The following is a 23,018-nucleotide window of genomic DNA, read 5'->3' on the forward strand; positions in this document are numbered from 1 at the left end:
ACTCTCTACGTCATGCCCTCGAAAGAGGGCATCCAGTAAAGCCTAATAAAATCGATCAATTACAGAGATGAGATCAAGAGTCAGCAGGGTGGTGGGTCGGGAATTAAGCAATGTTAATGTTAATAATATTACGGTCTGCTGCCAGAACTCGGTATCTTGCTTTTAAGCGATTCAAATAACTCAAGATCAATATATTTATTTAATGTCACATGATTTTTATATCTATAAAACTGATATGAAATATCGATGGTGTGCTCTTTACCATCACTAGTAATTAGTTTCTTGTTAGCGATTTTATAATTTTTATTGGTAGCAAGTGTATTATTTACAAATTTGGCGAGTAATATAGACAAGTTGTCCGCGGATGGGTGGTAAGCATATAAAAGATTATCTCCTATTTTGCTTATAATAGATAGCGCCTTACCTTGACTATCTACTTCAACTACTAAACCTGAAGTAGCGGTGAAATAATTACCATCGATAATTATATATTGAACAAAACAATCATATAAACAAATTTTATCTTTTGCGAGGACAGGAGCTAAATCGCCAAGGTTTATCCGCTCGATAATATCATCGGCTACTATATTATCCCAGTACGGCAGACCCATAATATACGATGCATAATTACCGGGATCGGTAGGGTCACCTTGAAGTTTATGAAAAATTAATGAATGAGCATTATATGCCTTACTAGCAATATTATGTTGATGCATCTCGCTAAATAATTGCGACTCTTTACGCTTAAAATCAAGCATCTTACTTACTTTTTGGGAGGCAAAAACATTAGAAGGAAAGTATTCATTGATAATTGCAATATTTTTTAACGCATATATTGGTGTATCAGTAAATGGAAATTCTCCTCGTAGTGGATCTTCTGTTGGGCTAAGTTTGGCAATATGGTCTCCGGGTGGAACTATATACTTTTTCGGAACCGCCAAAAATTTAGGTTTTTCTATAGATAGCTCACGTATACATTTTCCATAACTGCCATTGGGATTTAATATATAAAATTTATATGTATTAGATTCGATGCTAAAAGGATAAAACTTACCCGAAATAAAGGGACCGAGTTTAAAACTCTTTCGGTGTGTATCTAACTCAATGTCCCCAGCATATTGCAATGCCAAACCGGAAAACGCGTTACGCAGAGAGCCGTCTACGTAAGGTACGGCAAAATCTCTATATGCCTGTAGCTTTTCTACTAGCTCACTGCTGCTTGCCTTCTGCTTTGCAAGACCGATTTCTTTAAACAGATGTGGAGCGATGGCCATGGGCCCATAGGTTTTAAGTGGGTTTTGCTTTTTATATAGTATAGAAGCTAATCTGGCTGCCTCAGTATGCGTAATGCCATTTTGTACAATCGGTTCCACTAGATCGGGTGGTACACCGGCTTTAACCAGAAAACTCGATAAATCAATGGGAGGATTATAAGGTGTTGCTGTTTCAGTAGTTTTTGAGCTTTGATTAGTAGCTTTTGTAGAATTGAAAGCAATGAGATTTACACCATTTTGATTATCTTTTATTACAAATCCATATTCTTTTTTGTCGTGTTTAGCTGACGTGTATTTTTTAGTATCGGCCAGCGTAAGCGTAACCTCGCAAGAATCGTTATCGTTTATATAATTAACAGCATTGCCACTTAAGATATTTGGCGCTTTGTTAGCAATTACGACAGTGTTATTAGGGGCTAGTTCTTTTTTATGGCTCGCTGATAACGATACTTTTTTTATACTTCCGTCAGTGGTTAACACCATCGCTACCCTCACTCTTATTTAACTGCAAATTAATCATTTATTATTTATATTAGCAATGAATAGCTACTTAGCAAAGCCTATCCGTCTATCTTTTACCAGCATGAGCCGTATCTGGCACTTGGTTACTAGACAGATTAAAAGCATCACCAATAGCTATTGCGCGACCCGCAACCCAAGACGCAGCGCTCATTGCACTTTTTCCTGCTGGTTTTACGGTATCTAAAACAAGCACACCTCTTTTACATGCAACCGCAACGCCGGCTGAATTTGCCGCTACTACATGTCCAGTTTCACCTTGACCATCTAAAGCATGGGCAGCAAGCACTTGAATGCGCTCGTTTTTTCGCGTAATGAAAGCTAACGGCCAGGGAATTAATGCTCTAACTTGACGAGCCAGTTCGTTTGCATCTTTGGTAAAATCAAGCCATCCATCATTTTTATTTAACAACTTGGCATAAGAAACACCTTCAATAGCTTGTGGTGATGGCAACAATTGCTTTGATATAATTTTTGGCAACACTTCAATTAGCAAATCAGCGCCAAGTTTGGCTAATTTCTCAGCGAGGGTATGTCCCGTTTCATTTTCATCTATTTTAATTGCTCGCATTGCATAAACCGGCCCGGTATCTAAGCCTTCGTCCATATGCATAATGCTGACCCCACCTTCTGTATCACCATGCAAAATTGTATGGGCAATAGGTGAGGCTCCACGAAAACGCGGTAATAATGACGCATGAACATTGATGCAACCTAATGATGGCAGATTTAAAATGCTAGTAGGCAAAATACGACCATAGGCAGCAACAATAATAAGCTCAGGTGATAATGCTTGTATCTGCGCCGAGGTTTCTGTTGTTTTCATTTTGATTGGTTGTAAAACCGGCAAATTATGCTGCTGTGCAATTATTTTAACTGGTGGAGGGGTTATTTTTTTGCCGCGACCCGCAGGTTTATCAGGTTGGGTAACTACGCCTGTTACTTCAACCAGATTTTTATACTCAAGCAATACCTTTAATATAGTCCCAGCTAAATCGGGACTACCCATAAAAACTACTTTGGTAATAGAATTTTTTAAGGTCATAAAGGCTAGATAGCTATTATATCATCGCTTTGCTACTAACATTTGTTGATTCTTTTTCAGATAAACGCTTCATTTTACGACGAATAACATCTCGTTTTAATTTTGAGAGGTAATCAACAAAAACTCGCCCATTAAGATGATCAGTCTCATGTTGTAGAGCAACTGCAAATAACCCATGAGCTTCAATTTCTAATGGGTTACCATTCACATCGATAGCACTTACCCAAACGTGTTCATTGCGTTTTACTTCTTCACTGATTCCCGGTACTGACAAACAACCCTCTTCCCAAATAATTTCGCCTTCTGATTTTATAATTTCAGGATTTATTAAAGCTACCGGACCAGTAAAATTCCAACTTTCTAATTCTTGATGCACTTCGTCGTCATCTTGAGACTGATTTTTAGGATCTAAATCGATAATAATAACCCGTTTTGTTACGCCTATCTGATTTGCCGCTAAACCGATACCGTTATATTTATACATAGTCTCAAACATGTCAGAAACCATGGTCTTAATACTGGCATCGACTTCCTTTACTTCATTAGCTTTTTGTAAAAGCACAGGGTCAGGCCATATGCAGATTTGGCGGACAGCCATGTAATTTAATCCTCCATATAAAAACACAATAATTATCTATAATTAAATGTCAACAGAGATTACTTACTGTGTAACATAGCAATAACGTAAATCTATTAACCTAACTATATGAATAAATTGACGGTTTGACGGTTTGACTAGATCATATGGTCATTAACTCAAACATTTTAACCATAGCGTCAAAATCACGGTCGCTATGAAGCAGCGTCTTAATTTTAGCAAAAGGAGCACAAGAGGCCTTAACTCTAATTTAAAATAATTAAGGCCTCTTATCACCTCAGCTCCTTTAGCAACTCTTTCAATATTTAGTTTGGAATTATAATAAGTGTACGTATCCGCCCAGTAAGACCGTCAGTAACTTCAAAGCTTGACTCAATATCTCCTTCGTCGCTTAACCCAACGTCTATAGTACCGAAACGATATGTATTTGTTGGAAAATATAATGAATCAAACATTAAGCGATTTTGATTATTTGGACTTGGCGAAACATTATAAACTTCGTATTCTTCAAGAAGAACTCGATGTTGAACCGTTAATTCATCATTAACCCTAGAAAGGCGTGCTTCATTAAAAAGATAGCGCCCAGTTTTAAAACTACTATAATAAACAACGGTATCACCATCTCTTTCTTGCAACCAGAAATTGATAGCGTCTTCATCTAAACCAGAGATTAATACTGGTAAATTTTCAGAAACATTATCAACTTTGGGATCAATATAAGCCATGCCACGTACAGATCGGGTCCATTGCCCGTTACTCTCTGATGGAGTATTGCAATTAACCCACTGTACTTGCCAATCTGGTTTAAATACTACACCTGCTGCCACCTCTTCATCAGTTAGCGTTGAAGAGGCACTAACTAAACAGGCAGAACCTGAAACATTGTCGTACCATTTAGAATTTGCATACCAGTCACCGCCCGCAAGATTACATTCTTCATATGTTGGATAATAATCATTAGCTTCACACCAGCCTTCGTTTATCCACTGAAAGCTTTTAGCTATGCATGATGTTTTGTCATCTTTTGGATCAAGCGAGGAACAATGCGGACCATGTATTTCAACATTGCACTTAAATTCACCACCAAGTTTACGTTGTAATTCACCTAAAATGAAAACTTCGCCCTGTGCGCCTTGTTCAAGTCGAGTAATACCTGAACCGCCGATAAATACTTTGCCATCTGTTTCACAGCGCTCTTTTTTAATCATACGTAAAGCAAGACTTGGTTGCGGTTCATTATTACCATCAATGTCGCGCGCATCTACCCAACCCCAAAAATCATTAAGGCATTTTGATAACCTAGTGGCACGTTTATCAGGATCTGAAATTGAGGGGTCGTAACGATATAAACATGCAGATTCCCAACTCGGTAAACCATTTGAGGTATCTGGGTCGGGTCCGTAAAATAGAATTCTCTCAGCATCCTCATCATCTGGATCTATTTCGCTAGTAAAAGCATACTCCCACCAATTACGACTAATTTCGATAAGTCGATTTTCTGAAGAAATGTAGCGGAAAAAGCTGGTACCACTACAATCATTATCAACTTTAGTGGTGCCTGTATAAAAGATACTGCCCGCGGGAGTAACTTCAACATTTCTCCAACAAATGTTGGCATTAACTACTTCGGTAAGAGCTTTGGTATTTGGATCATATGAGTAGAATAAATCTTGATCTGTTCCACTTATATGAGCGGGAAAGTAAAGTTTACCGTTTTTATCAAACTGCATTACTAATCCCTGACGCCAGGTTGGGATCTCAAAATCAGTAGTCAAGCACTCTAAATTACTGGGAGCCATTGGGACTACTGATTCACCTATAAGTGCCTCTGCTAAATTTAACTCCGCTTTAAAAAGCTGACAGGTAAATGGACTTGAGGGGCTCCAAGGATCAAGACCATTGGGATCATCGACTAGACGGAAAATAAATGGATATTCAAAAAGCACATAAACTTCACCTGTAGGAGACAAACCAACTGCTGCTACGCGAGGTCTTGTTGGTGGTGGTCCCATTTGTTCTTTTTCTTGGTCACTCAATTTATCCATGCCTTCTGGTTGTGCTTCTACGATGGCATCTGCAAGCTCACCATCAGTTTCAATTTTTACCATGTTTGATTCATCTTGATTATCTTGCGCTTCAACAAACCTGGTCGCTTGGTTAACTAGGACAATACCAGTCTTAAGATTGGCGCTAGTATTACTTTGGGTTACTTTATTTGATTGATCGGTAATAGCTAAATTTGCAGCATTAGCTAAATCTATTGAAAATGCTAAAGGGCGTTGACCAAAATGGCCATCTTCTGGCTTCATATTTTCATCGTTGTGGCCACAACCTGCACTTATTAAAAAACTTAAACTAAAAATGTAAATGAAAGATCTTCGACACCAATTATACATGGTTCCACTCCTTGGCGTATCAATTTTGCTGTCCCTTTAATTAGGTAAAATAAAAGCGTCGCATAAATGATGCCAAGTTGTAAAAATATGTATGCTGATATACTGAAATATAATGAGGATATGAATAAAAACTTATTTACCTATTTAAAGTTCAATAAAACCGGGATTAAAACATATTCCCTAGGGATTCGTTATTGCACATGTAATATGATAATAATTGTAATAATTGGCTAACAACTCTCAAATAAAATCAAGGTAATTTTTACCCACGCGGTGGATTTTACCCATTGTACTTTGTGTTGTTTATATTTAATTTATGCTCTAGTTAATACTAATGCCAACTTCCATGCAATTTCCGATACGGTGTTTTCATCTTGCAGAGAAAATTCACCTGCATCAGCACGGTCAGAAACACTCAATACTCCAATAGAAGTATTTTCATGCTTGATTGGTTGAGCAATAAATGACGGGGTAGCATATTGACCTGCTCTTGGCAGACGCGACAGATGCTCGGGAATATTTTTATTACTAATAGCTTCGCCATTTTGAAATACCCAACCAGCAATTGTGTTGCTTAGCGAAATTTCAGTACCTAAAGTATGTTTTGGTAAACCGACACTTGCAACTAGCACTAGGTGAGAATTTCTCTCAAGCATTAGTGAGCATCGACTTACACCTATCTCACGCACAGCTTCGTGCAAAACAACATCTAAAAAGTGATCAACATCAACAATAGACATGGCACTGGCATCAAGTACCCCTATTCCTTGCTGAGTATCTATAATATCTTCTAAATTACGCAGACGGGTTATGGCTGATTCATGCTCAAATATAGCCTGACGTACTGCAAGCAAGGCCGTAATTACAAGGACAAAAACGGCTCCCGCCAATGAAGGCATGGGCAATAACGAAGTATCAGAGGCAGTGAAGCCATCGTATATTAATAATAATGCCAATAGGATAACACTAGCAAAGACTGGCACGGTATATGGTTCTTGGCGTCTTGCTGCTTGCGCTAACAAATAAGCGGCATAGAGAGAAACCACTAGGGCAGCCACTAAAACTGCTGGTGCTGCCGCTAAAAAAACCACCGATTCTGGAACTAATAGTATTGCCGCAATTAAAACTAACAACGCCTTTCGTCCCCATTTTACATGGGTGGCGCCTAATTCATCATATCGAGTTGCAAATAAACTTGCCGCACAATAAACTGCTATAGTTGCGCCTATCATCGGCAAACGCAAAGTTAACTCAAGTACTGGCGATATTATATTAAGAATAGATGTCCCTCCTAAAAGAGCCGTAGCTAAGCCTACCCCAGTACCTGCAAGCCATAGTGATTCTCGGCTAGCCCAACGACCACGCACCGTTAGTAATTGTGCCAACCCGATAAATAAAGCCAAACTTGCCAGTAAAAAATGAATAGCCGGAACACCTTTTTGTGACCACTCTGTGCTTTGATAGATTGTTGCTGGTGCGCCTAAGATTAATGGCCCGCTAACTATGCCACTGGCCCATGTTGGATCAAGCATACGAATAGCAATAACATTATCTCCGGCACGCCATAAAGTCGCTGGTATAAGAGCGACTAGTGGCATAAAACGATCACCGCCAGTAGGCCGCGAACCAAAATGACCTTGCCTACTAACTATTACACCATTGATAAATAATTCAACGACTTCACGCGCGCTACCAATAGCAATAGCAAAATCATGGCCTAACGCTTTTTCGTCTAGGCGCACATGATGTCGATACCAAGCAAAACCTTGCCAACGAAAACGCCAAGGTAAATGTGCCGTAGGAATTTGCCTTTTTTCCCAATTGGCATCATCGAAATCGGGATGAGAAAAGCCAGGATTATCCCCTGCATGAAAAAGCCAAAAACCCTCAAGATTTAATACATCGGTAGGGTCGGTAATATCTGCAGGAATATTCGGTAAAGAGGCAGGCGCTGGAGTGAGATTTGTCGCAAATGCCGTTTCATAAACACTACACAACAACAAAACTATTAGCGATAATGAAAATACTATCAGTCTCTTGCTCATGGCCTTAATTGGCATAAATGATCACTTACCGAGAATACTCTCGACTGCACGACGCGCTTGTAGAGCGCCGCAACCTTTAGAGCCTGCGATACGTCTAAGTGGCTTTATCGCTCGCTCGTCATATTCAGAAACTAATCGCGAGATTGCGTCTAAACGAGATTTACAATTAGTGCTTTTAAGTTGTTCAAGCGCTAATGTTACCCAATCAATATCTTGACCAGCACCCAGTTTTTCAAGACGAGAAGCGATAATCATTCGCGTTTTAATATCATAATTTTTATCACTTAATGCTTTAGTTAAAGATGGCACCGCATTTTGTTTTAAATAATTCTCAACCACATATTCGGCCACCCGACGTGCCATCGGATCACGATAAGTGTGCGCAATATATTGAGACACTTCAACGCGATTAGCTAGTGCTGGATTTAGTTTTAAGGCATTAGCTATATCATCTGCAGCACCAGCAATATCTTTATTACCACCAATTAAATATGCACTGCGTAGCAACAACGCCTCTGCATCGCGACTATCAGACTTGATTAATGCATCAAGCTCTTTAGCAACAAAAGCAGTATTGCCTTTTTCAATCAGCAAAGCTATTGCTTTACGACGTAATCTTCGTGATTGCATATATTCTTCAGTAGTACTTATAGGAATATCAACTGCTGCTGCTAATGCTTGTTTAGGCAAACCTTTTTCGATTGCGCTTTGCATCCTTGCCAAGACGGCAGAATAATCAGCACCTGGGCGATAACGAAGATATGAGGCCCCTGCTACCCCTGCAATAACTAAAGCCCACATTGCCATATAGGCTCGCCGCACCCAACGCATACGACGCCAATGTCCGAGTTCGGTACCACCAAAAGGTAGTCCAGTTACTGAAACTTGAGTATCGGTTTCTGGCGTATCATTAGTTTCAACGTGTGCAAAAGCACGAGCCCGATAAACTGTAATAGGTTCAGGAATCCCCTTAAGTTCAAAATCACCCACTCGTTCGCTATATAATTGCGAACGATTCATGGTTAAATATATTGCCTCAGAGAAATAAATTTCATCTGCTGGTGTAATGCTTTCTATACGTGAGGCAATATTTACCGGCTCACCAAAAACATCTCCGCGATGCACCCTTACTTCGCCAATATTCATGGCGATACGAATATGAATCGCTTGGTCTGCGCGTGCTGAAGCATTATACTGATGTAATCTATCTTGAACGGCTGTGGCGCAACGTACCGCCTCGGTTGGCGAACGAAAGACGATCATATAAGCGTCGCCTATCGATTTGACCACTCTGCCACTATAACCGCGTACAACCGGCGCAATAATGCGATCGATGCGCCGCAGCATATGTTCATTTTCACGATGAGATTGCGTTGAAGTGGCAGCGGTATAGCCCTTAATATCAGTAAAAACTATAGAAAGAATTTCGGTACGCATAAGAAATCAATACCGTTGCTAATGCCAGTCAACGCCACTACCAAGTTAAATGAAAATTACAACCCTAGTATCCACTGCTATGGCTATAGAACGCCAGTTTTTTACTGCTATGTTTAGGAGCTATCCTTATTTATAAAACTTTTTAAGATCCTTATAAACAATTTTTCGCTTCAATAAATAAAAACTATTCCTATTTTTCTTAATGAACTCCCCCAAAAACGCTTATGCTTTATATATGATTTGGTTTTTTCTGGTATTGGCGCTGGGTGCAATCGCCGTTTGGAGCCGATATAAAAATATTATGTGGGCCCATTTTTTTACCAAACCTGCGACTATTTCCATTATTATTACTGCTACATTAATTTATCCGTCTTATTTAAACACCTTTGCTCATAAAATCTTTATTACAGGGTTACTGTTATCTTTAGCAGGGGACATTGTATTAATGATGCCGCGAAGAAATCTTATTTTAGGACTTATTTTATTTTTGTTCGCTCATTTTGTTTATATTGCGGCATTTACTTATGATACCGCTTGGCGTTGGTTGCACCTCTGTTGGTTTTTAATTCCTGTTTGTATTGCAATCCTGTTTTTGCAGCGTTTATGGTCGCATCTATCTTCAACCTTCAAAATTGCGATATCTATTTATTCTCTAGCTTTAGCCATGGTGAGTTGGCGTCTTCTGATTCGCTATGATCAAATTGCAATCCTAGGTTTTATGCCATGGTTGTTAGGGGTAATGGGCGCCTTAGCTTTTATGTTGGCTGACGGCCTGTTAGCAATTCGCCATTTCGCTCATGCTAAACCACCTTATGCTTTAGAATTGGGATCGTATTTTAGCGCCCAGTTATTTATTGCCGCGAGTACTTGGCAATTTTCTTTTTAACAAATTCGCACTTAGCCTAAAAAATCAACCGCACTATTAAGTCATTAAAAGTTTATAAGTTATTGACCTTCACTATTGTAAATAGGTAGATGCAAACTTAAGGACCACGTACTTAAAAATTACGGTCTGAAACGTTAGCCTTTTTTAGTTAGGGACACCCCCTAGTTAATAGCGTTTTTTAAAAAGGTTCAAACTATTTTTGCTAAGGAGCGAAGGATGATGCCGCAAAACATAATTGTTGCAGGTAAAAGTGGTGCGGGTAAGCAACCACGCATTGATGTCTTGCTTAACGAATATAAGTTAAAGCAACTCTCAACTGGCAATATTTTTCGTGAATATTTAGGGGCATACAAACAAATTCGCGATCAAGTTGACAAAACCAGTATACTTTTTCAAAACGGCAAATTTGCTTTAGATCAAGAAATTGGCACTGCGCTGCGTGAGTCCGCTGCCGCTGCTCAAGTAAAATTAGAAGCCGCGGTGCTTGGTTTTAAAGCAGCCCAATACGTAGATCGTGGCAAATTTGTTCCCGACAATATTACCAACGATTTATTAGCAGCAGCCTTTAATGCTGAAGGTGGTAAAGGCTTAGTGCTTGATGGATATCCACGCACCCCTGATCAGTCGGCCTTTTTAATCGATCTAGTTAAAAAAACCGGTACCAAAATTGACCTCGTTTTAATAGTCGATAATGAAGATGAGGCTATTGTTGCTAGAACCATAGGCCGTCGTATTTGCCCCAATAAAAGCTGCGGTAAAGTATTTCACTTAGAATTTAAACCACCAACACCAGATGGCAAATGTACAGTCTGTGGCACCGAAGTTATTTTGCGTTCAGATGACACTGAAGAAAAAATTCGCACTCGTCTTGAAGAATTTCAACAAAAGGCATTGCCTGCTATCGCAGTATTAACTAAAGCAGGTATACCCAGCGTGCATGTGCCTGGTAATCTGCCGGTGTTTACTGATGAAGCTGTACGTGAAAGCGTTATGAGTGCTATTAAACCTGTATTAGGTTAATATTGGCTGACGATTTTATTTAATCTTTTACATAAATCACCGTTATCCACAATCTAGCATCGTTCGGTTGCAAACGTATGACGCCAATCCCTACCCGTTCATAGCACAACCTTAAATCATCTGAATGAGTAACTATGTCTATGTTGGTGCCCATAAAAGAGTTCACACTTATACTATAACCAATTAATTGCTGTTTAATCTCTGTTACTATCTCTTCACCATCACGACCATTAGCAACAGCACTGCAATGTAAACGAGCTAAACGCGATAGCTCTTCATCAAAAGTTAAAGCATTAAGTCCAAGGCGTAAACGTTTTACATTGATGCGGCTAAGCGTACGTGTAGCTAACTCTTTACTATCACCTTCATCAGCTCGCCGTACCAATACGAGCACCGCCAATATCTGGGAATTCGCAGTGAGTTGTATTCCAATACCCATTGCATCAACATCAGGATCAAGCAAATTTGCCCGATGCGCAGGACTAGCTAACCATTGTTGCAAAACCTCTTCAACACTATTAGCTCTAGCTAAATTCTCAAGCGCACGTGAAACCAATATTTGGCGTTGCGCCAATCGCTGCGCTAAATCCCCATAATGAGGTGATACGTGAGCAAAAAAATTATGAGTTTTCATATCAACTGCATGTGCATTAGCCACTTCATCAAGAGAAATATTTGCTGCAGGCAATACCACTCCTACAGCTTCACGGCTACCCAATATTAAAGCCAATAATTGCGCTTTGCGTTCTTGTATAGAAAACTTTTGATTATCTTTATATTCATTAACAACGCGATGAATTTTTTTTGCATCAATATTTTGTTCTATTCCTATAAGAAACTGCGAAGCAATTTCGGGACCAAGAGCACGATCAATAAGGATCTGCACATTGAGTATCCCTTTTTGATAACCAGCATGAATTGTAGTTGCAAATTGCCGCTTAGTTAAAGTTAACTTACGTCGTTGTACGGTTCCATCAGGCAAACCTAAAGCGATAATAATTTTAGTATAACTATCACTGGCAGCTACAACAACTCTTCCAGCTAGATTAATTTGTTGTCCTCTTTTCACTACTGCTGGCATAGGTAACAATCGTACCATCCGCTTTGCTACTAAAATCATAACTATACGTTCATTGCCTGAAACAATTGCACCTACACCGAAACATGTAGGTGATAATGATGCAAACCGAGATTTTAATTCATCAGCAATTATTTGATCGACATTATGCGATAATGGTGTTCGCAATGCTATCGCCGCTAAACCAGCATCGGTGAATCCTAAATGATAACTTTTGATTTTTAGCGCTTCTAAATCAATTCGTTCTTGTGGGTTTCTTGGTACATCATTTAATGCGCTTTGCGCTACTAATGATAAACGCGCGTCATAACTTAACGACAAATCACGCGTTTTGCCCCAATTTTTAATTATTTGTGAAATTCGCTTTTCAAATGGTCGCAGCTTTGGTGGTGGTACCCAGCGCTCATAACTTAATAAAGTAGAATGGTGACACTCGCTACTATCACTTTGCTCACAAGGTTTAGCCAAGTTGCCAGCAAATATCGTCCCAACTATCAACAATAATTCATACAACGCTGGCACTTGATTATCTCGTTTTTACTAATGATATGTTTCACGTACTTCTATTGCACCTAAATCTAATTTATTAAGTTCGGTTTTAAAGGTGTTGTAATCACCAACTATTACTAATGACAAGTTATCTATAGCTAAATGCTCTTTGGCAGCAGATTGTACTGCATTTAGATCTATCTCATTAATCATCTTAGACAAATCATTATAATAAGTAAGTTTAAAATCATAAAGATATATATTCCTAATCATACTTGCTATCGAACTAACTGTTTGAAAACGCGCGGGCAGTGATAGGGTGATACCATTTTTAGCATGCTTTAATTCATCAACAGTAATACCATTTTCTTTTATTCGTTTAATTTCAGTATAAAACTCGCGCAATGCTGGTATTGTAACATCTGTACGTACACCAGCAGCTGCTAAAAAAATACCAGTATAGCGCATTGAATCGAAATATGAATAAGCTCCATAGGTATAACCTTTATCTTCACGCAAATTCATATTTAGCCTACTGTTAAACATTCCACCTAAAACTGAATTCATTAATACTGTTGGTAAATAATCACCACTATTACGTGCAATACCAAGCTGCCCTAACATGATGAATGAAAGTTGCGCCTTGGGACGATTAAGAATGACAACTTTTGCAGGTTTTAAATTCGCATCACTTATTTGTTGCTTAGCAGAAGGTTTGCCCTGCCATTCACTAAAATGCTTTGTTGCCTGATCAATAACCTGTTGCGTTGTAATATCACCAATAACAATTAATGCGGCATTTGCAGCATGAAGATTCTCATTAACATATGCAATAATATCACTATGCTTAATCGCTTCTGCGTCTTTTTTATTACCTAATACTGTGTGAGCATAGGGATGTTCGGCGAATACTGCTTTGCGTAGCACTCTCATCGCAAGTGTCTCTGGATCATCAAGTTCTTTAGCTATGCTGGCAATACGTTTTTTGCGAACGCGTTGTAATTCTTCATCTGAAAAAGTTGAGTTAGTAATGGCATCCGCTAATATAGCTAATACTTTGATCCAGTAATTTTTTAAAGCTAATGATGAAATATGAATATCATCTTCATTTACTTGAACGTTTAGATGAGTTCCATATGTTTCAATTTCACTAGCCAACTCTTTGGCGCTACGGGTTTTAGTGCCAGAGAGCAACATCTCACCAACAAAACCAGCAACGCCACTAAGCTGTTGCGGATCAGATGCTGATCCTGATTTAAATACCACATTAATGCTAACCAATGGCAAATCATGCTTGGGCACCACAAAAATCAAGAGACCATTATCTAACCGATAACGTATGGCTACTGGTGGAGTAATTTGTGGTTCTGCTTTTGCAACTGGTGGTTGCGCACGAAAATCAGAAGATTCATTTTCTAAAGTAGATGTATTGGTATTTACCGCAACAACTTTTTTATTTTGCCATGAACAAGCTGAAGTTACTAAAACACAAGAAATAATTAATATTCGCCGAATCATTTAGGCACCGTAATTACTACCGCACGTGCGGTGGAATTTAAAACTTCTTTAGCAACGTTTAAAACCGAGCTAGGAGTAATGCGTTGATAGCGTGCTAAATCTTCATTAAAATAATCAGGTTTGTTAATATATTGATTATAACGATTCAATGTATCAGCTTTACCATTTAAATCACCAATCTTTTGCAGATAGGCCACCATTTCAGTAACCAGTTGATTACGAGCCCGTTCAATCTCTTGCGCCGATGCTGGGGTACTCCGTATTTCGTCGATTACTTTTTGTATTTCGGCTTCAAGCCTTTTTATATCTACACCCGGGCGCCCAATAACTTCTATTCTAAAAATCGATGTTAGGTAATTTGAGGCTTGACCCACTGATACCTCTTGAGCCAATTGCAGTTCATAAACTAGTTTTTGATAAAGACGACTTGCGTGGCCATTGCCTAAAATAAAAGCTATAATATCACAGTCAGCGTCACCATCTTGATATGCTGCTGGGGAAAGCCAGGCGTAAGCAACTCTGGGTAATTGCACCGGCTCTTTAATAATTACGCGTTCTTCATTTTTAAGTATTGGTGTTTCAATTTTACGAATAGTCGGGGTTTGGCGTTGCGGCAGTGTGGCAAAATACTTAGCCACTAATGCTTTGGTCTTAGCAATATCAATATCACCTACGATTGCTAAAGTTGCGTTGGCCGGAGCATAATAACGCGTATAAAAATCACGTACATCATCAATTGTAGCGGCCGCTATGTCCACCATCGAGCCGATTACATTGCCATAATATGGATGATCTGGGGGAAATAATAATTGCACCAAACGCTCATCACTAATGCCATAGGGATAATTATCAACTGTTTGACGACGTTCATTCATTACTACGTCACGCTGATTATCAAATTTTTTCTGGGTTAGTGCGTCGAGCAAAAAACCCATGCGGTCGCTCTCTAACCAAAGAGCTAAAGCCAACTGATTACTAGGTACGGTTTCAAAATAATTAGTGCGATCAAAACTTGTAGTACCATTTACCTCGCTTGCGCCTGCAGCATCCAGCAGTCGCAAATGCTGGTCATCGCCAACATTCTTTGAGCCTTGAAACATTAAATGCTCAAATAGATGCGCAAAGCCTGTACGTCCTAACTCTTCATTAACTGCGCCGGTATGATACCAAATGTTAACCGCCACAATAGGCAAAGAGTGATCCTCACTAAGAATCACCTCAAGACCATTTTCAGTTAAAACATACTTCTCGTAAGAAATTTTTATTTGTGGCGGTGGTACATCATTAGGTGTCGAAACAGAAAAAACAAGTAATGCAAGTAACGGTGTTAAATCCATAATTTAAATCGCAATCATATGTTGATTTTTTTTGCTGGTGCCCGGGAGAGGATTTGAACCTCCACGATGTTGCCACCGCTAGGACCTGAACCTAGTGCGTCTGCCAATTCCGCCACCCGGGCAAGTTTAAGAGTCGTATATAAGTGACGACCACCGCAACGGTCAACCCATTGCACTATGGCGTGTCTTCCTAACGCTGATCGTAAAATTAGCCAATAATATCACAACTTAAAGTGAGCAACTAATGACACCCCCTATTACTTACCAATTTTAATTGGCAGTGATACAGGGCAATTAGCGCCATTACTAGCCGGAAACTTAATAGTGTTAAATACCTTGATTAGGCAGTTGTTTAATGGACCAACGCGATAGTGTCGATCCTTAAGGGCAAAATCGGTAACTTTGCCACTAGTCTGCACAATGAATTCTAATTCTAAAGTCGAAGGCATTTGTCCTTGCGTATCACGGCTGCGTTCATCCTCAACACAAACATTTATTTTAGCTAAATTTTTCTTGAGAGTACCCAGAATTGCCCCTTGTGACAACATACATTGTTGTACCATTTCTTCAGGTTCGTTAGCTCTGTTGGTTATGCCGAAAGTACCTGTTTTTCGGTTTGGGTTTTTCTTTCTGCCGGTATGCTTGCTAATTTTAACCGTATCTTCAGAACCCAAAGAAACTAAAGCCACTAGCCCCATATCAGGTAAAGCCTCAGCTTTTTTTCGTTTTGCTTCTAATTCAGCTTGCTTGGCCTTAGCTACGCGCATGGCTTCAGCGCGATTTTGTGCTAGCTCAACCCAAACAAAATAGCCTGCAACACTCAACAAAGCGATCGCCGGAAAAGCAAATATTAGCATCAAACGACGCATCTTTGCAGCAGCGCGTTTATGTACTTGCTTCTTAGCTTCAGTAATATGTTGAGCAAAGGCTGCAACTTGCGAAATAGGATGAAATTCACCGCCTTCACGGGCGACAAACGTTCTTAGGCCTATTTCGCCATTAATTAGCTTTTGTGCTATTACCTGCATTGGTAGTGGGCCACGGGTTTCACCCCCTACCTGGTATAACCACTCACCTTCGCTCTTTTTTGAAATCTCGACTCCGAGACCACTCCAAATATCTGGCATCTGTTTTAATCCCTAGATGATATATTTATCTTACAACAGTCGGGCGGGAAAATCACAAGATCCGATTTATTAAAAAATGCACTACTTGAAAACGGTGGCCATTTATACTTGTATCGACCACCGTCTAATTGCCAAAAACTGCCAAAAAATTCTATTCAAGGGGGGGGCCCTAATCCAAATCCTCCCAAAGCGAATCCATATCGTCATCGCTATCATTATGAAACATGTCATCAACAATCTCATCAACTGGTGATGTTAGTGGGCCTGAACGATGACGTAGTACTTCATCACGAAAGTCATTGAACGATTCAAAAGAGGTTCTTTTGCGCATCTATACTCTCCAATAAGTTAGAGTGAAATAAGTTTTTTTTAAGTACTACAAGATCGCAATTATCTCGGCTTTGCTAATAGTGCAAAAAAATGGCGCAAAATCCGTAAGATATATTTTGTCGCACTGCATCTAGCTAAATAAAGATTAATGATGCTAAACGCCCGCCTATGATTTATTTATTAATAGTTTCAGTGTTGTGGAGTATGTCTTTTGGGCTTATAAAATCGCAAGTTTCCGGTTTAGACCCTTTTGTAGTGTCTGCAATTCGCTTAGGTTTTTCTGCGTTAATTTTTGCTCCGTTTTTACGTCATTTTAAAGCCAAATTGGTATTTGAATTAATAATCATTGGTTTAATTCAATTTGGCCTAATGTATTGCGCCTATATAGCCAGTTATAAAATCTTAGCTGGGCATCAAATTGCACTGCTTACAACGACTACTCCGATTTTCGTGGCGTTAATTGCACTTGCCATTGCTAAACGTTGGCATTTTGCACCAATTTTGGCTGCATTTATTGCAGTTATCGGTGCCATTGTAATTGTTTATAATCCTGCCATGCTCAAGCCGACGTTAATGGGCTTAGTGCTGGTACAGCTTTCTAATATCTGTTTTGCCGCCGGCCAGATATGGTATCGCAATGCGCGCAAACGTCATGGCCTCACTAACGATATCAGCGCTTTTGGTTGGTTATACATTGGCGCTTTAATCGCTCCAATAGCCTTCTTGCTGCTAAACAGTACAAACCCCGTTTTACCACATACCGGTGCACAATGGGCAAGTCTTGCTTATCTTGGTTTGATTCCCTCTGCTTTAGGCTTCTACCTGTGGAATAAAGGAGTTACCCAAGTAAGCTCTGGCACCGCGGCGACAATGAATAACCTAAAAATACCTGGTGCGGTAATATTGGCTTGGCTGATATTTAATGAAACAATCAATTTACCACGCGTAATAATAAGCATTGTTTTAATGGCTGCTGCCCTATGGCTTGCGCATGAGCCACAAAAAAATAAACAAGCAGCGTTAAAATATAATGCAGGTTAATTAATGAATGTGGTGTCGCATAGACGCACAATCTTATTGCGCATCCTGCCAACATTTTCTTTATTTTTAGCCTTAGTGCTTTTGCATTTGTGCGTGCTTAAAGATCTAAACCTATCTTTCAGCGAAGCTTGGGCCTCAGGTTTTGCTGCAGGTATAGCCTGCGATTTAATGGCAGCAATACTGCCTTTGGTTCTAGCTAAACTTGTTATATTAATTATAGGCCGCGGTGAACGTCTGGCGGCTATTATCTCAACCTTTTTTGTTTGGCTTGCAACATTAGCTGGTGCTTTATATTTCAGTTTTTTTCAAATGCCCCTTGATTGGTGGATAGTACGCCAACATTGGTCAGATTTATCTGATGTTTCCGGCTCAATTCCAGCATTAATTACTAGCCCATTACATATTATCAGTATATTATTAATGTTGTTGGCCATAGTAACAATTGCTATTTCGCCACCTCGACAAACGAACTCGCGTCTTAAAACTCTACGGCAGCTATTAATAGCTTTAGCCATAAGTGCGCTTTTATGGGAAGCGCCCCCGCTGATGTCGATCAATGACGGCTCGCCACTAGTTAAAGATCACATACTGCGGTTCTGGGCGATGCAAAACTTTCGCAAAGGTTTGTATCAGGGCATCGGCATGAGCTGGACTGCGCAACTTGAAAAAGCTCGCGCCAACCAAAACCATCAGGCTCCAACAAATGGTCTTCTAGCCTACCGCAATTTCATCGATGACCCTTTGCTAGCTAATATCCTTAAACAAAATCAACACCAAATTGCTCCTTGGTACGATGCTGCTGATTATCCCCGTCCATCGACCGACTACTATCCATTGTTATATAAAACCACTCCTTCTATTAATAACACCCAGGTATGGCGCAAACAGCTCGGCCTTCCGGTTGATGGCCCTATTCATGTCATCGTATTATTTGTTGAAAGTTTTCGTGGCTTTGAATTTGATCATCCACAAATTGGCCAGCTTATATTTAAACGATTAATTCCTTTGTTAAAACGACACGCCATTCGCTTTAAACAAGCTTACAGTTCAAGTCAGCATACCGGGCAAACCGTGCGCGGTTTCTATAGTACCTTGTGTTCAATGCTGCCTAATATGACCGGGCCTGCAGAATATTTGGCGTTTACCACTTTAAGAGTTAAATGCTTACAACAAGTTTTAAAAAATGCGGGGTATCTCACTACCTATATGAATTCTTACCGCGCAACTTTTCATCAAACTCGTTTGTTTGAAAATCTGCATGGCGTCGATGAATTTTACGATGAACCCTACTATTTCTCCCAGGGTATTACTCAACGTATTGGCGATTGGGGTTTGGCTGACGGACCATTTTTGCAAAGTTCCCTTAAGCTTATGCAGCAACTTGCACAGTCAAATAAACCAATATTTGTAAACGCTTCAACCCTAAGTACCCATCACAAATATTCTGTAATACCTGAAGGGCCATTGCCTGATGAGTTAATTATGGCCACCGAAAATCATCAAAGTTATCGTGGCTTTCTTTCGCGTTTTCGTTATGCTGATTACGCTATCGCTGATTTTATTGAGGCTTTATGGCGTAGTCCTATCGGCGAGCGCACTTTGTTAGTTATGTTAGGCGATCATAGTGTACCTATATTACCATATATTGAACTAACAAATATTCAGCGTCATGAAATTCAATACCGTATCACTATGGCAATGCTAACCAAACATATGAAGCGACCACAAGTTCGTAATCACATAGCACACCAAATAGATATCACTCCTACCATTGCTGCTATTATTGGAGTAAATGACACCGTTGCTTGGCTAGGCAAAAATCTACTCGTGGGTGATGGCAGCCCATGGGTATATATGAGCGCGAGTGGTGATTTGACCTATCGTACAGATAGTCACTATTGTTCATACAAACCAAATCAAGCTATGCATTGTTTTAACACCCAACAATACGATCCCTTATTTGATCCAATATTGCCAAAAGCTGCTGCAATTCCCCAAGAAGCTGAGTTATTTATTAATGCTGTGAAAGCGAATTTATGGAGCACCGCTAATAATCGAATAATGCCTTAAACCATTTTTATAAGGTTTTATAAAAATGACTGCACCATTTTTACGCCCACGTCGACTTAGAGAAAATACCATTCTGCGTAACGCAATTACTGAGACTTACATAAGACCTGAACACTTAATATATCCCATGTTTGTTGGTGATATTGATACACCCTATGAAATAAAAGGTATGCCAGGGATAACAAAATACCCAATAAATGAGCTAGTAAATGAAATTGAGAAATTAGTTTCATGTGGACTTAAGTCATTTCTCATTTTTGGCACTCCTAATAACAAAGATGCTATCGCTTCTGCTGCTATTGAGCACCATGGCGTTGTTCCGAAAGCCCTGCGTGCTATTCGTAAAGCTATCGGTAATGCCGCCTTAATCGCTACAGACGTTTGTTTATGTTCATACACTGATAGTGGTCATTGTGGAATTATCAAAGATGGACGAGTAGATAACGACTCCTCGATTGATATCATCGCCCAAATGGCACTAACACATGCTCAAGCTGGCGCTGATCTAGTCGCACCTTCTGACATGATGGATGGTCGTGTTCGTTGCATTCGTGAATTACTTGACGCTAATAATTTTTCGCATACTCCCATCATGAGTTATGCCGTAAAATACGCTTCAAATCTGTATGGTCCCTTTCGTAATGCCGCCGATAGTACTCCAGCTTTTGGTGATCGTCGTGGCTATCAGCTCGATTATCATAATCGTCGCGATGCTATTCGCGAGGCTATACTTGATGAACAAGAAGGTGCTGATATTTTGATGGTCAAACCTGGCGTCACCTATCTTGATATTATTCGCGACCTCTATGAACACACCAATCTTCCTATCGCAGCATATCAAGTATCCGGTGAATATGCCATGATTCGTTATGCTGCAATTAATAACGCTATTGATGAACGTGGCGTAGTAAATGAAACGTGGACAGCGATGCGTCGTGCTGGGGCGCAATTAATTCTGAGCTATCACGCTGCCATAGCCATACAAGAAAATTGGCTACTCTGATCCGGCTGGCTGTGGTGCGCTGGCTGTGGTGTCGGCGGGCTGTGGTGCCGGCGGGCTGTGGTGCCAAACGTCGATATTTCTGGATAAAACTTGAAAACATTCTGAAAGCTATTTACAACAGTTAAAAATCCTCAGATTAAAACAAAACTAGTACAACTAATAAATAAAAGTTATATATTGTACTCCGCTTTTAATGCGATCTCATAATCTTTAAGCATCTGCCGCGCTACATCATTAGCAGCTTTTTTATTTGCTTCATACATTCCTTGACTATCAACCCACGCGCCATCAAAGTATCTTATCGGTATATTATTCTTAAGTATGTAGTAGGCTGTTAGCCTATAATCTTTATATTCAATTGATAACCTAAAATACACTGTTGGTGTAATTCTACCTTCTCTACGCAAAAAATATTCTGACTTACAAACTTTATTCTTATTGTCAAATTTTAAACCTGGGCCGCCATCAATATGTAATTTAGCAGTATGCAGAGCGCTATTAACCTCATCACAAAAATTCTTCATCGATAAATTTATTACACTATATAACTGCTCAATCTCTTTAACAGCGCTTTGCTCAATAAAAACATTAAGATTATTAATTTCATTTTCTATGCTATCAAAATCTTCTGAAGCAGAATTGATGCCATTCAGCATTTCTCGAAATTGATGAATGGTCTTAAATCGTAATTCAATATTGTATTGGAAACCTATGTGAAATATTCTACAAAGTTTTGACCATCTAGAATCAGCTAAAAGTTTTGAATATTTATTTTTATCTAATGCTTCATGCGGCATTTTATTATTTGCATTTAATAATAGCCTTGGATAACAACCAGTTACCAGATAAAATAAAATACCAACTAAATATGTGATATCTGTTCGTATATCACGATATTTTGGACCTGGTTTTAATTCTGGAAGTTCAAGAAACCTATTTCCTAAACCCTGTTGAGTTTCAGTGTCAAATATCTCATCATCATTACCATTTTTTTTATACGCAATCCCTAAATCTATAAGAAATATTTCAACATTATTATTGATACTACGCACCATTATATTTTCAGGTTTGATATCTCTATGAATAATTTCGTTAAGATGTAACGTATCAACAGCATCCAGCAACTGCATAACAATATTAAACGCAATATCTATAGATAAAGCATTGCAACTACAATATTGTGACAGATTATTTCCTTCAATGAATTCGCATACCATATATAGTTCAACATCGGTATCCTCGTAACACGTTTCATTTGATTCGAAAACTTTTGGTATACTGTATGAAGTAATACTCTTAAGTAACATTATTTCACGAGCAAAGCGATTTCTTCTTTCACGCTTTTTTTTACTATCATCAAGTAGTAGCTTTAAAGCACCATAAGTATTATCAAGTTTATGTTGCACTTTAAAGACGGTAGCTTGGCCACCATCACCTATCTGTTTTATAAAATTCCAATCAGTTTCCCATCCCATATTAATTGCCTTTAATGTATGAGCTGAATTACATATCGTATTTCTGAAGACCCCAAAAAAATAACAATTAAATAACCTTATAAAATGGGCTACTTCTTTTTATCGTCACCAATTAGCCATGAGGGTTCATAATTCGTCCCAAGATTAGCTTTACCGCGTTGATATTTTTTCTGCTCTACTTATGAGCGAAGGTTAGTCCGATTTATAAGGGGCAGGTCTTGCTGGAGTATCACTGTCATCTGGAATGGAGAGCTCTCTTTCAAAATCATTTATAAGTTCAAACAACTCTGCTGCTTCCCAGGCTCGATTACGTTTTGCTAAACTTAACGG

17 protein-coding genes and 1 tRNA gene are annotated in these 23,018 nt (G+C 39.2%); 5 read left to right on the plus strand and 13 right to left on the minus strand.

Annotated features, from left to right (window positions below):
- Positions 1–128: 128 nt before the first annotated feature.
- From JW841_01920 to JW841_01945, 6 genes are all read right to left on the minus strand, one after another.
- Entirely contained in the window at positions 129–1,757 is a 1,629-nt protein-coding gene (locus JW841_01920; protein MBN1959678.1) for a hypothetical protein, read from the minus strand.
- An 85-nt stretch (positions 1,758–1,842) separates the two neighbouring features.
- Entirely contained in the window at positions 1,843–2,838 is a 996-nt protein-coding gene (locus tag JW841_01925; protein ID MBN1959679.1) for a methionyl-tRNA formyltransferase, read from the minus strand.
- A 16-nt stretch (positions 2,839–2,854) separates the two neighbouring features.
- Positions 2,855–3,436 carry a peptide deformylase gene (gene def, locus JW841_01930; GenBank protein ID MBN1959680.1) on the minus strand — a complete coding sequence of 194 codons (582 nt, stop codon included), beginning with the start codon at positions 3,434–3,436 and terminating at the stop codon, positions 2,855–2,857.
- Positions 3,437–3,741: 305 nt separating this feature from the next.
- The gene (locus JW841_01935; GenBank protein MBN1959681.1) at positions 3,742–5,832 is read right to left on the minus strand and encodes a hypothetical protein; all 2,091 of its coding nucleotides are present in this window, start codon (positions 5,830–5,832) and stop codon (positions 3,742–3,744) included.
- Positions 5,833–6,146: 314 nt separating this feature from the next.
- Positions 6,147–7,877 carry a GAF domain-containing protein gene (locus tag JW841_01940; GenBank protein ID MBN1959682.1) on the minus strand — a complete coding sequence of 577 codons (1,731 nt, stop codon included), beginning with the start codon at positions 7,875–7,877 and terminating at the stop codon, positions 6,147–6,149.
- A gap of 21 nt (positions 7,878–7,898) precedes the next feature.
- Positions 7,899–9,314, minus strand: coding sequence for an adenylate/guanylate cyclase domain-containing protein (locus JW841_01945; protein MBN1959683.1), 1,416 nt, complete (start codon positions 9,312–9,314; stop codon positions 7,899–7,901).
- A 202-nt stretch (positions 9,315–9,516) separates the two neighbouring features.
- On the opposite strand from JW841_01945, the gene JW841_01950 reads away from it, so the two are divergent.
- Both JW841_01950 and JW841_01955 read left to right on the plus strand, forming a co-directional pair.
- Positions 9,517–10,200 (plus strand): hypothetical protein, encoded by a 684-nt coding sequence (locus JW841_01950; GenBank protein ID MBN1959684.1) that lies wholly within the window; start codon positions 9,517–9,519, stop codon positions 10,198–10,200.
- Positions 10,201–10,416: 216 nt separating this feature from the next.
- Positions 10,417–11,220, plus strand: a complete 804-nt coding sequence (locus JW841_01955) for a nucleoside monophosphate kinase (GenBank protein MBN1959685.1) — start codon at positions 10,417–10,419, stop codon at positions 11,218–11,220.
- Between the two features lie 19 nt (positions 11,221–11,239).
- Here JW841_01955 and JW841_01960 read toward each other — a convergent pair whose 3' ends face one another.
- From JW841_01960 to JW841_01985, 6 genes are all read right to left on the minus strand, one after another.
- Positions 11,240–12,820, minus strand: a complete 1,581-nt coding sequence (locus tag JW841_01960; GenBank protein MBN1959686.1) for a CAP domain-containing protein — start codon at positions 12,818–12,820, stop codon at positions 11,240–11,242.
- 18 nt (positions 12,821–12,838) lie between these two features.
- The gene (locus tag JW841_01965) at positions 12,839–14,305 is read right to left on the minus strand and encodes an insulinase family protein (protein MBN1959687.1); all 1,467 of its coding nucleotides are present in this window, start codon (positions 14,303–14,305) and stop codon (positions 12,839–12,841) included.
- Positions 14,302–15,642 (minus strand): insulinase family protein, encoded by a 1,341-nt coding sequence (locus tag JW841_01970; protein MBN1959688.1) that lies wholly within the window; start codon positions 15,640–15,642, stop codon positions 14,302–14,304. Before JW841_01970 ends, JW841_01965 begins: the two co-directional genes overlap by 4 nt.
- Before the next feature lie 35 nt (positions 15,643–15,677).
- Positions 15,678–15,764 (minus strand) — tRNA-Leu (locus JW841_01975).
- Between the two features lie 135 nt (positions 15,765–15,899).
- On the minus strand, positions 15,900–16,769 hold the full coding sequence (locus JW841_01980; protein ID MBN1959689.1) for a DUF4339 domain-containing protein: 870 nt from the start codon (positions 16,767–16,769) through the stop codon (positions 15,900–15,902).
- Positions 16,770–16,938: 169 nt separating this feature from the next.
- A complete protein-coding gene (locus JW841_01985; GenBank protein MBN1959690.1) occupies positions 16,939–17,100 on the minus strand; it encodes a hypothetical protein in 162 nt (53 codons plus the stop codon).
- A gap of 167 nt (positions 17,101–17,267) precedes the next feature.
- Here JW841_01985 and JW841_01990 point away from each other — a divergent pair, with 167 nt between their 5' ends.
- From JW841_01990 to hemB, 3 genes are all read left to right on the plus strand, one after another.
- Entirely contained in the window at positions 17,268–18,140 is an 873-nt protein-coding gene (locus JW841_01990) for an EamA family transporter (GenBank protein MBN1959691.1), read from the plus strand.
- A 93-nt stretch (positions 18,141–18,233) separates the two neighbouring features.
- Positions 18,234–20,210, plus strand: a complete 1,977-nt coding sequence (locus JW841_01995; GenBank protein ID MBN1959692.1) for an LTA synthase family protein — start codon at positions 18,234–18,236, stop codon at positions 20,208–20,210.
- A 25-nt stretch (positions 20,211–20,235) separates the two neighbouring features.
- Positions 20,236–21,213: a porphobilinogen synthase gene (hemB, locus tag JW841_02000; protein ID MBN1959693.1), complete on the plus strand. Its 978-nt coding sequence runs from the start codon at positions 20,236–20,238 to the stop codon at positions 21,211–21,213.
- Between the two features lie 170 nt (positions 21,214–21,383).
- On the opposite strand, the gene JW841_02005 is transcribed toward hemB, so the two are convergent.
- Entirely contained in the window at positions 21,384–22,688 is a 1,305-nt protein-coding gene (locus tag JW841_02005; GenBank protein ID MBN1959694.1) for a serine/threonine protein kinase, read from the minus strand.
- Positions 22,689–23,018 lie beyond the last annotated feature (330 nt).

The organism is Deltaproteobacteria bacterium, assembly GCA_016931625.1.
Taxonomy (GTDB): Bacteria; Myxococcota; XYA12-FULL-58-9; order XYA12-FULL-58-9; family JAFGEK01; genus JAFGEK01.